At 65.8% G+C, this 14,526-nt stretch carries 13 protein-coding genes and 1 riboswitch; of the genes, 4 read left to right on the top strand and 9 right to left on the bottom strand.

Annotated elements, in window-relative coordinates; genetic code table 11:
- The first annotated feature begins 132 nt into the window (after positions 1–132).
- A riboswitch (cobalamin riboswitch) is annotated at positions 133–350 on the top strand.
- Between the two features lie 99 nt (positions 351–449).
- Both MUO32_RS21665 and metH read left to right on the top strand, forming a co-directional pair.
- Positions 450–665, top strand: coding sequence for a hypothetical protein (locus tag MUO32_RS21665; RefSeq protein ID WP_257950462.1), 216 nt, complete (start codon positions 450–452; stop codon positions 663–665).
- Positions 666–749: 84 nt separating this feature from the next.
- Positions 750–4,541, top strand: a complete 3,792-nt coding sequence (gene metH, locus MUO32_RS21660) for a methionine synthase (RefSeq protein ID WP_257950461.1) — start codon at positions 750–752, stop codon at positions 4,539–4,541.
- Positions 4,542–4,547: 6 nt separating this feature from the next.
- Here metH and MUO32_RS21655 read toward each other — a convergent pair whose 3' ends face one another.
- Positions 4,548–5,582 (bottom strand): YeiH family protein, encoded by a 1,035-nt coding sequence (locus MUO32_RS21655; RefSeq protein ID WP_257950460.1) that lies wholly within the window; start codon positions 5,580–5,582, stop codon positions 4,548–4,550.
- A 78-nt stretch (positions 5,583–5,660) separates the two neighbouring features.
- On the opposite strand from MUO32_RS21655, the gene MUO32_RS21650 reads away from it, so the two are divergent.
- A complete protein-coding gene (locus tag MUO32_RS21650; RefSeq protein WP_257950590.1) occupies positions 5,661–6,533 on the top strand; it encodes a LysR substrate-binding domain-containing protein in 873 nt (290 codons plus the stop codon).
- 46 nt (positions 6,534–6,579) lie between these two features.
- On the opposite strand, the gene cobM is transcribed toward MUO32_RS21650, so the two are convergent.
- Together cobM and cbiE are read right to left on the bottom strand one after the other, a co-directional pair.
- The gene (gene cobM / locus MUO32_RS21645; RefSeq protein WP_257950459.1) at positions 6,580–7,344 is read right to left on the bottom strand and encodes a precorrin-4 C(11)-methyltransferase; all 765 of its coding nucleotides are present in this window, start codon (positions 7,342–7,344) and stop codon (positions 6,580–6,582) included.
- Positions 7,341–8,603, bottom strand: coding sequence for a precorrin-6y C5,15-methyltransferase (decarboxylating) subunit CbiE (gene cbiE, locus MUO32_RS21640; RefSeq protein ID WP_257950458.1), 1,263 nt, complete (start codon positions 8,601–8,603; stop codon positions 7,341–7,343). The genes cobM and cbiE overlap by 4 nt, the downstream gene beginning before the upstream one ends.
- On the opposite strand from cbiE, the gene MUO32_RS21635 reads away from it, so the two are divergent.
- Positions 8,596–9,366: a cobalt-precorrin-6A reductase gene (locus MUO32_RS21635; RefSeq protein ID WP_257950457.1), complete on the top strand. Its 771-nt coding sequence runs from the start codon at positions 8,596–8,598 to the stop codon at positions 9,364–9,366. The genes cbiE and MUO32_RS21635 overlap by 8 nt on opposite strands.
- On the opposite strand, the gene MUO32_RS21630 is transcribed toward MUO32_RS21635, so the two are convergent.
- The 6 genes from MUO32_RS21630 to MUO32_RS21605 all read right to left on the bottom strand — a co-directional run bounded on the left by MUO32_RS21630 (position 9,330) and on the right by MUO32_RS21605 (position 14,501).
- Positions 9,330–10,094, bottom strand: a complete 765-nt coding sequence (locus MUO32_RS21630) for a precorrin-3B C(17)-methyltransferase (RefSeq protein WP_257950456.1) — start codon at positions 10,092–10,094, stop codon at positions 9,330–9,332. The genes MUO32_RS21635 and MUO32_RS21630 overlap by 37 nt on opposite strands.
- Positions 10,091–10,819 (bottom strand): precorrin-2 C(20)-methyltransferase, encoded by a 729-nt coding sequence (locus tag MUO32_RS21625; protein WP_374708702.1) that lies wholly within the window; start codon positions 10,817–10,819, stop codon positions 10,091–10,093. Before MUO32_RS21625 ends, MUO32_RS21630 begins: the two co-directional genes overlap by 4 nt.
- A gap of 2 nt (positions 10,820–10,821) precedes the next feature.
- Positions 10,822–11,454 (bottom strand): precorrin-8X methylmutase, encoded by a 633-nt coding sequence (locus MUO32_RS21620; RefSeq protein ID WP_257950454.1) that lies wholly within the window; start codon positions 11,452–11,454, stop codon positions 10,822–10,824.
- Positions 11,451–12,785: a precorrin-3B synthase gene (gene cobG, locus MUO32_RS21615; protein WP_257950453.1), complete on the bottom strand. Its 1,335-nt coding sequence runs from the start codon at positions 12,783–12,785 to the stop codon at positions 11,451–11,453. Before cobG ends, MUO32_RS21620 begins: the two co-directional genes overlap by 4 nt.
- Positions 12,782–13,561: a precorrin-6A synthase (deacetylating) gene (cobF, locus tag MUO32_RS21610; RefSeq protein ID WP_257950452.1), complete on the bottom strand. Its 780-nt coding sequence runs from the start codon at positions 13,559–13,561 to the stop codon at positions 12,782–12,784. Before cobF ends, cobG begins: the two co-directional genes overlap by 4 nt.
- Before the next feature lie 127 nt (positions 13,562–13,688).
- Positions 13,689–14,501: a helix-turn-helix domain-containing protein gene (locus tag MUO32_RS21605; protein WP_257950451.1), complete on the bottom strand. Its 813-nt coding sequence runs from the start codon at positions 14,499–14,501 to the stop codon at positions 13,689–13,691.
- Positions 14,502–14,526: the final 25 nt, after the last annotated feature.

Below are 14,526 nucleotides of genomic sequence, written 5' to 3'. Positions count from 1 at the left end.
GGTGAATCACGCCCTCGCCAGCGAGACGGGCGAGGGGCAGGAGACAGGCGGAAGGCCAAATGCACTGGGTGGAAAAAAGTTCCGGGCCTGTGCATCATCACCCCGCACCATTGACTTGCCCTCCCCGCCAAGCCAGTCTCCGGCCGTCAGGGTCTTCCGAGTCGTTTGCGGCTCGGAGGCTAAGAGGGAAGCCGGTGCGATGCTTGAGAGAGCATCAAGACCGGCGCTGCCCCCGCAACTGTGAACGGCGAGCCGATGTCGATCCATGCCACTGGTGTGAACCACCGGGAAGGCGAGACAAAGGCAATGACCCGCAAGCCAGGAGACCTGCCCCGACACGTCAGTAACGTCCATGGGCGGGGTGTCCCAAGGGTGCGCTTGTTGTCGCCCTCGGGCGAGCCTCCATGAGCGTGCGTCCGGTCATCCCCCAATTTTCGATTGGGGAAGAAATGTTTCAATTCACCGACATCAAGCCATCCGGCACCGGCAAGCCGGAATCCGTCTTCATCTCCTGGCTGCTCTGGCAGCCGCGCGGCGCCGACCTTGCGGTCGAGGCGCTGAAGGAGGTGGAAAATCTCGCCCGCTGCCAAAGCGCCGATCCCGATATCCTCCGCCTCAGGACGCTGTTTGCCTCCCTCGCGGGCGCGGACGGACCTAAACACTAGGGTCAAGCGCATAAAGGTATATTGACATAAAGATATCTTTATGTGAACTCCGATGCAGTATCGCCTGCATCGGAGGGTTTTCCCATGGCCGCATCCCACCTGGACACCCTGTTCGGCCCTGAACAGCCGAAACGGAATGGCGCCGAGATTCGCTCGGCGCTTGAGAGCGCTGCGCGCGAGCGCATTCTGGTGCTCGACGGAGCGATGGGTACGGAAATCCAGACGCTGAAACTGGTCGAGGACGATTTCCGTGGCGACCGCTTCGGCGACTGCGCCTGCCACCAGCAGGGCAACAACGACCTCCTGACGCTGACCCAGCCGGGCGCGATCGAGGACATCCACTACCGCTATGCGCTGGCGGGCGCCGACATCCTCGAAACCAACACCTTCTCCTCCACCACCATCGCCCAGGCCGATTACGGCATGGAAGACATGGTCTATGAACTGAACCGCGACGGCGCGCGCCTTGCCCGCCGCGCCTGCCTGCGCGCGCAGGAAAAGGACGGCCGTCGCCGCTTCGTTGCCGGCGCGCTCGGGCCGACGAACCGAACCGCCTCCATTTCGCCCGACGTCAACAATCCCGGTTACCGCGCCGTCTCCTTCGACGACCTGCGCATCGCCTATGCCGATCAGGTGCGCGGCCTCATCGACGGCGGCGCCGACATCATCCTCATCGAAACCATCTTCGACACGCTGAATGCCAAGGCCGCGATCTTCGCGACGCGGGAAGTGTTCGAGGAAAAGGGCATCGACCTGCCCGTCATGATCTCGGGCACCATCACCGATCTCTCCGGCCGCACCCTGTCGGGCCAGACGCCCGAGGCGTTCTGGAACTCCGTGCGCCACGCGGACCCGTTCTCCATCGGCCTCAACTGCGCCCTTGGCGCAAATGCGATGCGCGCCCATCTCGCCGAAATCTCCGGCATCGCCGAAACCTTCGTCTGCGCCTACCCCAATGCCGGCCTGCCCAATGCGTTTGGCCAGTATGACGAGACGCCGGACGAGATGGCCGCCCAGATCGAAGGGTTCATGCGCGACGGGCTGGTCAACATCGTCGGCGGCTGCTGCGGCTCGACCCCGGACCACATTCGCGCGATTGCCGAGGCCGCTTCGCGTCACCGACCCCGCGCCATTCCGGCCATCCCGCGCCATATGCGTCTTTCCGGCCTCGAGCCTTTCACGCTGACCGACGCCATTCCTTTCGTGAATGTCGGCGAGCGCACCAACGTCACGGGCTCGGCCAAATTCCGCAAGCTGATCACGGCGGGTGACTACGCGGCCGCGCTCGACGTCGCGCGCGACCAGGTGGCGAACGGCGCGCAGATCATCGATATCAACATGGACGAGGGTCTCATCGATTCCGCCAGGGCGATGGTGGAATATCTGAACCTCATCGCCGCCGAACCCGACATCGCCCGCGTCCCCGTGATGATCGACAGCTCGAAATGGGAAGTCATCGAGGCCGGCCTGAAATGCGTGCAGGGCAAGCCGCTCGTCAATTCGATCTCGCTGAAGGAAGGCGAGGAAGCCTTCCTGCACCACGCCAAACTCGTGAAGGCCTATGGCGCCGCGGTCGTCGTCATGGCTTTCGACGAAAAAGGACAGGCGGACACGAAGGCGCGCAAGGTGGAAATCTGCACGCGCGCCTATAAAATCCTCACCGAAATTGCCGGCCTCGCACCGGAAGACATCGTCTTCGACCCCAATATCTTCGCCGTCGCCACAGGCATCGAGGAGCACGACAACTACGGCGTCGATTTCATCGAGGCGACCGCAGAAATCACCGCTACGCTGCCGCATGCCCATATTTCAGGCGGCGTCTCGAATCTCTCCTTCTCCTTCCGCGGCAACGAGCCCGTGCGCGAGGCGATGCACGCCGTCTTCCTCTACCACGCCATCCAGGCTGGCATGGACATGGGCATCGTCAACGCCGGCCAGCTTGTCGTCTACGATACGATCGAGGCCGACCTGCGCGAGGCCTGCGAGGATGTGGTTTTGAACCGCGTCCCCAAGGCCGGCGGCACGGCGACCGAACGCCTGCTCGATATCGCCGAACGCTTCAAGGGCGCGGCCGGCAAGGAGGCCCGGGAACGCGATCTTGCCTGGCGCGACTGGACGGTGGAAAAACGCCTCGAACACGCCCTCGTCAACGGCATCACCGAATTCGTTGAAGAAGACACGGAGGCGGCGCGGCAGAACGCCCAACGTCCGCTGCATGTCATCGAAGGCCCCCTGATGGCCGGCATGAACGTCGTCGGCGACCTTTTTGGCGCCGGAAAGATGTTCCTGCCCCAGGTCGTCAAATCCGCTCGTGTCATGAAGCAGGCCGTCGCCGTGCTCTTGCCCTACATGGAGGCCGAAAAGCTTGCCAATGGCGGCACCGGCGAACGCCAGAGCGCGGGGAAAATCCTGATGGCCACCGTCAAGGGCGACGTGCACGATATCGGCAAGAACATCGTCGGCGTCGTGCTCGCCTGCAACAATTACGAGATCATCGACCTCGGTGTCATGGTGCCGGCGACGAAGATCCTCGAGACGGCCAAGGTCGAGAAGGTCGATATCATCGGCCTGTCCGGCCTCATCACCCCCTCGCTCGACGAGATGGTGCATGTCGCCTCGGAAATGGAGCGCGAGGGCTTCGACATCCCCCTCCTCATCGGTGGAGCAACGACGAGCCGGGTTCATACGGCGGTGAAAATCCACCCGCGCTACGATCGCGGCCAGACCGTTTATGTCACCGATGCCAGTCGCGCCGTCGGCGTCGTCGGCAGCCTGCTGTCGGCCGAAATGAAGCCCGGTTACGTCGAGACGCTGCAGGCGGAATACCGCAAGGTGGCCGATGCCCATGCGCGCAGCGAAGCGGAAAAACAGCGCCTGCCGCTCGCCAAGGCCCGTGACAACGCCTTCAAGGCCGACTGGTCCGCCTATCGGCCGAAGGTGCCGTCCTTCCTCGGCACCCGCGTCTGGCAGGACTGGGATCTCGCCGACCTCGCCCGCTATATCGACTGGACGCCGTTCTTCCAGACCTGGGAACTGAAGGGCGTCTATCCGAAAATCCTCGATGACGAGAAGCAGGGCCCGGCCGCCCGCCAGCTCTTTGCGGACGCACAGGCGATGCTGGAAAAAATCATCGCGGAAAAATGGTTCACCCCGAAGGCCGTCGTCGGCTTCTGGCCGGCCGGCACCGTCGGAGACGATATCCGCCTCTTCACCGACGAGGCACGCGACAAGGACCTTGCGACCTTCTTCACACTGCGCCAGCAGCTTTCCAAGCGCGACGGCCGGCCGAACGTCGCCCTGTCCGACTTCGTCGCTCCGGTAGACAGCGGCAAGCAGGACTATCTCGGCGGCTTTGTCGTGACGGCGGGCATCGGCGAGATCGCCATCGCCGAACGCTTCGAGCGGGCGAACGACGATTACAACTCGATCCTCGTCAAGGCGCTGGCCGACCGCTTCGCCGAGGCCTTCGCCGAGCGCATGCACGAAGTCGTGCGCAAGGAGCTCTGGGGCTATGCAGCCGACGAGACCTTTGCCCCGACCGATCTCATCGGCGAGCCCTATGCCGGCATCCGCCCGGCGCCGGGCTACCCCGCCCAGCCCGACCACACGGAAAAGACCGCCCTCTTCCGCCTGCTCGATGCGGAAAGAGAGATCGGCGTGACGCTGACGGAGAGTTTTGCCATGTGGCCCGGCTCCTCCGTCTCCGGCCTCTACATCGCCTCGCCCGAAAGCTACTATTTCGGCGTCGCCAAGGTGGAGCGTGACCAGGTGGAGGACTATGCCCGCCGCAAGGGCATGACGGTTTCCGAGGTCGAGCGCTGGCTCGGGCCGGTGCTCAACTACGTGCCCTCGACCGTGCGGGAAAACGCGGCCTGAGGCTTCTCAGGCCGTCGCAAGGTCGAGAAGCAGCACCATGACGTAGCTCGCGGCCATGAGGACACCGAGCGACAGCACCACCGCAACCGTCACGCGCGGGCCGGCGCGCATCACCCGGCGAAGATCGATGCCGAGCCCGAGGGCTGCCATGGAAAGGATCGTCAAGGCCGTCGCGACGTCACTCATCCGGCCCGCGAGCGCGGCATCGACAAGGCCGACGCTGCGGGCAAAAAGCAGCGCGAGGAAACCGAGGATGAACCACGGCACCAGCCGGTGGATCGCCGGACGTTCTCCGCGCGCGGTGCCGGAGGCGAGCGACAGCAGGAAGATGACCGGACCGAGCATCAGCACCCGCACCAGCTTGACGAAGGTGCCGATCTGGATGCTGAGCGCCGAGACCGGCGCGGTGGCGGCCAGCACCTGCGGCACCGCATAGACCGTCATGCCCGCCATCACGCCATAGCCCGTCGCCGAAAGCCCGAGCAACGGCACCAGCACCGGCAGGGCGAGCACGGTCAGCATGCCCAGAACCGCGGTAAAGGCGATGGAAGAGGCGACATCCTCCGCATCCGCCCGGATGACGGGCGCCGTCGCGGCGATCGCGGAATTGCCGCAGATCGAGTTGCCGCAGGCGACAAGCAGCGCAACGGAGCGGGAAAGCCCCAGCCCACGACCGATCGCATAGCTTGCGAGGAGGGCGACGCCGACCACGATCGCAATGGCCCCGATGAGCGGAAAGCCCATTTCCGCGACCGCCGTCGCACTTACACCCGCGCCAAGCAGCACGATGGCAATCTCCAGAAAATACTTTGCCGAAAAGGCGATACCCGGATCGAAAACTTCCGGCCGGCGCAACAGCAGCCGGCAGAGAGCGCCGACGAGGATCGCCAACACCAGCGCCTCGATCCAGGCACCGCCCGTCAGCCGCAGTTCCAGCCGCTCGACGACAAGGGCGACGCCGGAGACCAGCGCCGAGAGAATGACACCGGGAAGGAGGGATCGAATTCCAAGATTCTTGCGATTATTGGCTGAATTTTCCATGCGCCAAACGTGCGCTTGAAAATTCATTCGATCCATCGGTAAATATCGCACATTTCATTCGATTGGATCGAACAGATGATGACGCTCGAACAGCTCCGCATTTTCATCGCCGTGGCGGAGCGTGAGCACCTGACCCAGGCGGCCGAGGCACTGAACCTCACACCATCGGCCGTCAGCTCGGCAATCCGCGTGCTGGAGGAGCGCTACGGTATCGCGCTGTTTCACCGTACGGGCCGGCGCATCGAGCTGACGCAAACGGGTGAGGCCTTTCTGCCCGAGGCGAAGGCGACGCTCGCACGGGCGGCGAGCGCCGACCTCTTCCTCACCGAAATCGGCGGCCTGAAGCGCGGCACGCTGACGCTCGCGGCAAGCCAGACGGTCGCGGGTTCCTGGCTGCCGCCACGGCTGATGCGCTTCAAGGCAGCCTATCCGGCCATCGATGTCAGGCTCGAGGCCAGCAACACCGAACATGTCGCGGAGGCCGTGCTGGACGGGCAGGCGGAACTGGGCTTTGTCGAAGGCGCCGTGGACCACCCCGCCCTGGCCGAGCGCATCGTCGCCCGCGACCGGGTGATGATCGTGGCGCCGCCCGGCCATCCGCTCGCCGGCCAGCCGGCGGATGCCAAAACGCTGGCATCGGCCCGCTGGGTGTTGCGTGAGCCGGGCTCCGGCACGCGCAGCGCCCTTACCGCGACACTTGCGGCGCATGGCGTGAAGGAGGATGCGCTTGACGTGATGCTGTCGCTCCCCTCCAACGAGGCCGTGCGCAGCGCGGTGCTCACCGGCAATGCGCTGACGGCGGTCTCGTTTGCCGTCGTTGCGGACGACATCGCGGCCGGGCGATTGTCACCCGTCGGCTTCGACCTGCCGGAACGGGCCTTTCGCCTGCTGCGGCACAAGGAGCGCTACCGCTCCAAGGCCGCGCTCGCCTTCGAGGCGCTTCTTGCCTAAAGCGCTTCCAGCAAAAGTGCGACGCGGTTTTGCGCCCGGAAATGCGCTAGAACCCGTCGCGGCCGCGAAAACGACGCTGATAGGCGGGATCGTAGAGCGAGCTTTCGCGAAAATCCTCCGCCGCCAGCGAATGGCCGACGAAGATCAGCGCGGTGCGCTCGATTGGCTCCTGCGCCACCTGCGCCGTGATGTCGGAAAGCGTGCCGCGCACGACGCGCTCATCCGGCCAGGAGGCCTTGACGACGATCGCCACCGGGCAATCGGCGCCATAGAGCGGCGTCAGTTCCGTCACCACCTGGTCGAGCGCATGAATGGCGAGGTGGATGGCGAGCGTCGCGCCCGTCGCGCCAAATCCCTGCAACGTCTCCCGGTTCGGCATCGGCGAGGCGCGGCCGGAAACGCGGGTGAGCACGAGGCTCTGCGCCACGGCGGGAATGGTGAGTTCGCGGCCAAGCGCTGCGGCGGCGGCCGCAAAGGAGGGCACGCCCGGCGTCATCGTATAGCCGATGCCGTTTTTCGCGAGCCGCCGGATTTGCTCGGCAACGGCGCTCCACACCGAAAGGTCGCCCGAATGCAGCCGCGCCACGTCCTCGCCCGCCGCATCGGCCCTGATATATTCCGCCTCGATCTCGTCGAGCGACATCGGCGCGGTGTCCACGATGCGCGCACCGGGCGGGCAATATTGCAGAAGCTCCGGTGAGACGATCGAGCCGGCATAGAGGCAGACCGGGCATTTACCGATGAGGTCGCGGCCACGCACGGTGATAAGGTCGGCGGCACCCGGGCCGGCGCCGATGAAGTGAACGGTCATTGCTGATCCTCAAACTGTTTGGCCGGCTTCACCCAGCTCCATTGCGTGACCGGCATGGCCGGCCTCCAGCCCGTCATCTGTCCGACAGGCGACGCGCGGGCGATATCGATGCGAATGAGCGACCCGCCCAGCCGGGCATGGCGGGAAAGCAGCACCGCCTCCATTTCCGTCGTCACCGCATTGGCGACGAGCCGGCCGCCGGGCTTCAGCCCGGCCAGCGCCGCCGCCATCACGCCCGCCTCGCTGCCGCCGCCGCCGATGAAGATGGCATCGGGCGCAGCGAGCCCTTCCAGCGCCGCGGGCGCGGTGCCTTCCACGACGACAAGGCCCGGCACGCCGAAATTCTGCGCATTGCGCCGGATGCGCGCGGCGCGGTCGCTATGGCCCTCGATGGCGATCGCCCTGAGCGAGGGATCGGCAAGCATCCATTCGATGCCGATGGAGCCGGAACCGCCCCCGACATCCCACAGCAGTTCACCCCGCTTCGGCGCCAGCGCCGAGAGGCTCAGCGCGCGCACCTCGCGCTTGGTGATCTGGCCGTCATGCTCGAAAAGCGCGTCGTCGAGACCCGGCGTATAGGCGAGAATACGCGCCGTCTCGTCGGCCGAAACCTCTACCGCGCAGACATTCAGCATGTCGGCATCCGCCAGCGCGAAGGTTTTCGCCTGCTGGCTGCTTGTGCGTTCGCGTGCTCCACCGAGCGCTTCGAGAACCGTCAGCGTCGATCTTCCAAAACCGCTTTCAGCGAGCAGGGCGGCGAGCGCAGCAGGACCGTCACTGTCGGACGTCAGTGCGAGGATGCGACTGCCCGGATGCAGATGCGGGCGGATCAGGTCGATAGGTCGACCGTGCAGCGACAGGCAAACGGCATCCTGCAACGCCCAGCCCATGCGGGATGCCGCGAGGCTGAAGGCAGAGGGCGCGGGGAAGACCCGCATTTCCGCACGCGGGATGCGGCGCGAGAGCGTCACGCCGACGCCGTAGAAAAAGGGATCGCCCGAGGCGAGCACGACGGCCGGTCGTCCGCGTACGGCCAGAACCGCCTCCACGGAGCGCTCGAACGGGCTGAGCCAGCCGCAGCGCTCGCCGCGAATGGCCGTATCCGCAAGCTCCAGGTGCCGCGCGCCGCCGAAGACGATGTCCGCGCGGCTTATCGCGGCCTTGGCCTCTTCGCCGAGACCGGCTAGACCGTCCTCGCCGATCCCGACGATGGAAAGCCACGGGGCGGCAGGCACAAGGGATCGATCAGGCGTGGACAAGCGACGCATCCTCATATTGGGCGGCACCACGGAGGCACGCGACCTGGCGGGCCGTCTCGGCGAAAGGCCTGATCTTGCCGTCACGTTGTCGCTCGCCGGCCGCACGCTCGATCCCGCGCAGCAACCCGTGCCGGTGCGCACCGGCGGTTTTGGCGGCGCGGAGGGCCTTGAAGCCTATCTTGCAACGCATGCGATCGATCTTCTCATCGACGCGACCCATCCCTTCGCCAAGCAGATTTCCGCCAATGCCCGCACGGCAGCGGCGGCGGCCGGCGTTCCGCTGCTGCGGCTGGAGCGGCTTGGCTGGGAGGCGGTTTCCGGCGACCGCTGGACGCATGTCACCTCGGTCACGGCGGCGGTGGCGGCGCTGGGTGGGATGCCGCGTCGCGTCTTCCTCGCCATCGGCCGGCAGGAGGCGAAAACCTTCGACGCCGCCCCGCAGCACCACTATCTCGTGCGCAGCGTCGATCCGGTCGATCCGCCGCTCGAGGCGCCCGATGTCGAATACCTGCTCGCGCGGGGACCTTTCGCGGTGGAGGAAGAGGTCGCGCTTCTGCGGACGAGAAAGATCGACGTGATCGTCAGCAAGAATTCCGGCGGAGACGCGACCTACGGAAAAATCATCGCCGCACGCGCACTCGGCCTTCCCGTCATTCTCGTCGAGCGCCCGGCAGTCGCCGATGAGCACCGGGCCGAGACGGTCGAGGATGCGGTGCGGCACGCCGATCATTTGCTGGCGTCCTTCAGGAAACGCGGCGTATAGACCAGCTCCGGCAGGCCGGGCCGGGCAATGACGCGGGTTTCCGGCGAGCCGATGACGACGCAGGTCGCCATGTCGGCGCGCTCCGCTTCCGCCTCGCCGAGCGGCATGACCAGCATGCGCTCGTCCGGCCGGCCGGCGGCGCGGCCGAAGATGACCGGGGTCGTGGCCGGCAGGGTTTCGCGCAGGATTTCGAAGGCCCGGCCAAGCTGCCAGGGCCGCGCCTTGCTGATCGGATTGTAGAGCGCGATCACCAGGCCCGCCTCGGACACCATACGCAGCCGCTTCTCGATGATGTCCCAGGGCTTCAGGTTATCGGAGAGCGAGATGGCGCAGAAATCGTGGCCGAGCGGCGCACCGATGCGTGCGGCGACGGCCAACATGGCGGTCACGCCCGGCACTACGGTGAGATCGACGGATTTCCACTCCTCCGGCCCGGCATCGATTGCCTCGCAGACCGCAGCCGCCATGGCGAAGACGCCGGGATCGCCACCCGAGACGACGCAGACATCGACGCCTCCGGCGGCCCGCATCAGCGCGGCCTGTGCGCGGTTCAGCTCCTCGCGGTTGTCGGAGGCGACCTTGATCTGGTCGGGCCTGAGATTCAGCCGGTCGATATAGGGGAAATAACCGAAGAATTCGGTCGACGCCTCGACGGCCCGCAGCGCTTCCGGCGTCAGCTGATCCGGATTGCCGGGACCGGTGCCGATGACGAAGAGTTTGCCCGTCATGCGCGTTCGCTCCAGCCCGGCACGAGCACGAGCGAGAAGTAGGGCGCGGTGTCGTCGAGCTTTTCCGAGAGGCGCATGGACTTGCTTGCCGCCGTTGTACCGCGTTCGACATAGACGGCCTCGCCGAGGCGGCCGGCCATGGAGAGCGCACGCCGGATCTTCGGCAAGTTGCGGCCGACCTTCATGATGACGGCGGCCTCGGTATCCCCGAGCCGGCGCGACAGTTCCTCCTCGCGCATCGTGCCCGGCAGGACCGAGAGCACATCATCGCCCTGCACGATGGGCAGGCCCGAAAGCGACCAGCAGCCGGACATGGCGGTAATGCCGGGAATGACTTCGGTGGGAAAACGATCGGCGAGCCGCACATGCAGATGCATGTAGGAGCCGTAGAACATCGGGTCGCCCTCCGACAGGATCGCAACCGTGCGGCCGGCGGCAAGATGCTCGGCGACGGCCGCGGCGGAGGCATCGTAGAATGCCGTGATCTGGCTCTTGTAGTCGTCGTGATCCTTGTCGATCTCCGTCGTCACGGGATAGTAGAGCGGCAACTCCGTCATGTCGGGCTTCAACAGACCGTCGACGATGGCGCGGCCATTGCCCGAGCGGCCGGCCTTGGCGAAATAGGCGAGCACGTCGGCCTCGCCGATCGCCCGTACCGCCTTCAAGGTCAGAAGCTCCGGATCACCCGGTCCGGTGCCCACGCCATAGAGTCGTCCCGTCGTCATCGTCATACTCCCGGCCGTGCGAGCGAATTGAGCGCGGCGGCCGTCATGGCGCTGCCGCCGAGGCGGCCACGCACGATGGCGAAGGGCACGCCATAGGAATTTTCCGCCAGCGCCTCCTTGGATTCCGCCGCCCCGACGAAGCCGACCGGCATGCCGAGGATCGCAGCCGGCTTCGGCGCGCCGTCACGCAGCAGTTCGAGCAGGTAGAAGAGCGCGGTCGGCGCATTGCCGATGGCGACGACAGAACCCGCCATGCGCTCCAGCCAGAGACGGATGGCAGCGGCCGAACGCGTGTTGTCGATCTCCCTGGCAATGTCGGGCGTGCGCGGATCGCGCAACGTGCAAATCACCGCGTTGTCGGCCGGCAGGCGCGCGGCGGTAACGCCGCGGGCGACCATTTCGGCATCGCAGAAGATCGGTGCACCGGCCTGCAGCGCGCCGCGGGCGGAGGAAACAAAATCCGGCGAGAAGACGAAATGCGGCGCAGCCTCGACGAGGCCAGCGGCATGGATCATGCGCACCGCGACATCGGCTTCGCCTTCGGAGAAGCGCGAAAGATCGGCTTCGGCGCGAATGATCGCGAAGGATTTTTCATAGATGGCCGTCCCATCCTTGATGTAGTCGTAATCGGTCATTGTTGGCCTTGATATGCGGAAATGAAGGTGGCAGGTGCCGTGCGGTCGATCAGGTTTTTCGCCTTTTCGTCACCTGCACGACGCGTGCGCAAAAGAGTACCGAGACGCTGGATTGCCGGCGCAAGCTCGGTGGCGGGAATGGTTGCAAGCGGTGCGTCGCCCGCCCTGCCATCCAGAACAAGGCCAATGCCGGCTGCCGTGCCGCAGAGCGTGACGGCCGCACGCGCCGGATGAGCGCAGCCCTTCGGGCAGCCGGAAATATGCACGTCGACGGAGCCGTCAAGCAGTTCGGCGGCATGCGCTACCATTGCGTCGGCAGCGGCGTGCGTGTCGAAACCCGCTGACGCACAGCCGGCGGCCCCGGCGCAGATCGAGATGGAACGGCCCGGCGCGTTGTCCGTGCACCAGAAGCCTTCACGTTCTGCAATGTCTTGTGCGGCTGCAAGCGTGTTTTCAGAAAGGCCGCGCACCAGCAGCGTACGGTGCGGCGCGAGCCGAAACTCAGCGACGCCACAGGCCGAAAGACCTCGAACCAGCGCGGCAAGGCGATCGGCATGCACCTGCCCATAGGCCGGAGCGACGCCGAGCAGGAGATGATCGCCAATACGGTGCACACCGACCGGATGAGACGGCACGAGGAAGACCGGCATTCCCGGCTTGGTATCGAAGCCTGCCGCCAGTGCGGCGGCATCGAGATCGCGACCGCGTGCCGCCGGGCCGGCAGTAGCCAGCGCCGCCATGATCGTCATGGCACCGGCGACCACCGTTTGAGGGCAGAGCAGCGCTATGGCGCGCGCCGTCCGACGATCACCGCCAAGCGACAGACGCCAAAAAACGCCGTCGTTCGTCGCGACGGCATCGAGCCTGACATCGGCGATCATATCGGCAAGCGACAGCACGCCACCGCCATCCACGACGATGGCGAGCTTGGGCGCGAGGATGAGCGCGGCACCCGCAATGGCCTGGCGCAGTGCGGCGGCAACCGGCGTCGCATCGACAATCTCGGACGGATCGATGCCGGAAAGCGGCGGGGTTTCGATGGCGACACCTGTTTGCGGCACGATGCCGGCGGCGGCAAGACCCTCGGCCAGATGCGGTACCGAGGTGGCCGTCAGGCCGCGCAACTGGATATTGCCGCGAGCGGTGATTTCGACAAGGCCGTTGCCGTTCTCGCGGGCAAGGTCGGCCAATGCGAGGAGATCCTTAGCGGCGAGCGCGGCCGCCACCGGGCGCAGGCGCACGAGCAGACCGTCACCGGTCTGCATCGGAGCGGCGATCGATGGGCAGGCGCCGCGACGAAGGGTGGTGAGATCGCAGGCGAGCCTCGTCATGCCGCATCCTCCCCTGTTTCCACGGCGGGGCGGCGGATCAGATAGGTGTCCATGATCCAGCCGTGTTCCTCGCGCGCCTTGCGACGGGTTTCGGTGATGGTCCCGGCCATTTCCGTCAGCCGGCCCGACAGCAGGATTTCATGCGGCGTGCCGAGATAGGCGCCCCACCAGATTTCCGCCTCGGGATCGTCGACCGTGCGAAACGCCTGCACACCATCGAGCATGACGAGCGCATCCCGCACACCCTCCGGCCATCCCTCGGACAGACGCCGGCCGGTGGTGATCTCGACGGGAAGCCCGATGCGGTTGAGCGCGATGCCGTGGCCCGCGCAAAGCGCCTGCACGCTGGTGATGCCGGGAATGACCTCCATCTCGAAAGCGACCCGGCCCGTGGCACGCACATGTTCGACGATGCGCAGCGTGCTGTCATAGAGCATCGGATCGCCCCACACGAGCAGGCCCAGCGTCTGGTCGCCGGAAATCTCGTTCAGCAGCGTGCGCTCGTAGATGGCGGCGATGGCATGGTGCCAATCGTTGACGCCGTCCTCGTAGGAACCATCGGCGCGGCGCACCGGCACGGCATAGTCGAGGATGCGGCAGGCGGCATTGGTGAGGAAGCGATCGCAGATGTCGCGACGCGCATCGGCGAGAAAGGCTTTTTCAGCGCCCTTGGTGGGGATCAGCAGCACATCCGCCCGGTTCAGCGCATTGATCGCCTGAACGGTCATGTGCTCGGGATTGCCCGCGCCGATCCCGATGACCAGTATCTTTCTCAAACCCGTCTCCCGTGCGGCTCGCGCTCCCGGTTTGCGGCCCGATGTGGGTCCCGCATCTCTTCCTAATCCCAAATGCGACAGGAAAACAGCCCCCGGATCGCGTCCTTTGCCGGTCTGTTTGAGACGCTTACGCGGCCTTGCGGCTGGTCAGATAGGCGCGGGGCGAGGTGCCGAGCATGCGCTTGAACATCGTTGTGAAGGCCGGCACGCTCTCATAGCCGGCATCGAGCGCCACGCGCGTCACCGGTTCGCCGGAAGCAAGCCGCGGCAGGCAGGCGAAAAGACAGGCCTGCTGGCGCCAGGTGACGAAGCTGACGCCCGTCTCCTCGCGGAAGAACCGCGTGAAGGTGCGCCGGCTCATGTTGAGATGCCGTGCCCAGTCGTCGATCTTCGCTGCCGGCGACGGCGTCTCGACGAAATCACGGCAGAGGCCGGCAAGCCGTCCGCTGGCCGGAAAAGGCAGGCCGAGACGACGCTCCTGCAAACGCCCGATCTCGTCGAGCAACAGCGCCATGACCAGCGCCGCCCGTCCACGATCCTCACTCTTCTTCAAAGCCTCCGCGATCAGCTGGCGCGCAAGATCCGTCACCTCGAGCACCGCCGGCTCCTGCGATGCCGCGCGGCCCTCGGGCGAATAGATATAGACCGAGCGCATGCTGACATCGCTTGCCATCTCGACGGAATGTTCGAGACCGCGCGGGATGAGCAACGCATGACCGGGCGGGATCATCCAGCGCCCCCGGTTCGTCGCGACCAACACGACGCCGGCGAAAACGCAGAGGAATTGCGTACGGCGATGACGGTGCGGCGGCACGGTGTAGCCGCTCGGGATATCCGAACTGTGGACCAGAACGTCCTCGTTCGACTGTTCCATGCGCGAAAGATTGCGAATGTGATCGTCATCGAGCGCCTTGAGGCGCGCTGCTGTCAATTTTTCCATCTTTGGCCCACTCGCGTAAGAAATG

The organism is Shinella sp. CPCC 101442 (assembly GCF_024704725.1).
GTDB lineage: Bacteria > Pseudomonadota > Alphaproteobacteria > Rhizobiales > Rhizobiaceae > Shinella.
Note: the sequence above shows the minus strand (reverse complement) of the source record. Positions and strands in the feature narration are given on the sequence as shown.

Bases quoted from the DNA above. Each gene is read 5' to 3' on its own strand.
- MUO32_RS21620 (WP_257950454.1), bottom strand. From the start codon at position 11,454: ATGACCGATTACGACTACATCAAGGATGGGACGGCCATCTATGAAAAA.
- cobM (WP_257950459.1), bottom strand. From the start codon at position 7,344: ATGACCGTTCACTTCATCGGCGCCGGCCCGGGTGCCGCCGACCTTATC.
- metH (WP_257950461.1), top strand. From the start codon at position 750: ATGGCCGCATCCCACCTGGACACCCTGTTCGGCCCTGAACAGCCGAAA.
- cobG (WP_257950453.1), bottom strand. From the start codon at position 12,785: ATGACGAGGCTCGCCTGCGATCTCACCACCCTTCGTCGCGGCGCCTGC.
- MUO32_RS21630 (WP_257950456.1), bottom strand. From the start codon at position 10,094: ATGACGGGCAAACTCTTCGTCATCGGCACCGGTCCCGGCAATCCGGAT.
- MUO32_RS21650 (WP_257950590.1), top strand. From the start codon at position 5,661: ATGACGCTCGAACAGCTCCGCATTTTCATCGCCGTGGCGGAGCGTGAG.
- MUO32_RS21605 (WP_257950451.1), bottom strand. From the start codon at position 14,501: ATGGAAAAATTGACAGCAGCGCGCCTCAAGGCGCTCGATGACGATCAC.
- MUO32_RS21655 (WP_257950460.1), bottom strand. From the start codon at position 5,582: ATGGAAAATTCAGCCAATAATCGCAAGAATCTTGGAATTCGATCCCTC.
- MUO32_RS21625 (WP_374708702.1), bottom strand. From the start codon at position 10,819: ATGACGACGGGACGACTCTATGGCGTGGGCACCGGACCGGGTGATCCG.
- MUO32_RS21665 (WP_257950462.1), top strand. From the start codon at position 450: ATGTTTCAATTCACCGACATCAAGCCATCCGGCACCGGCAAGCCGGAA.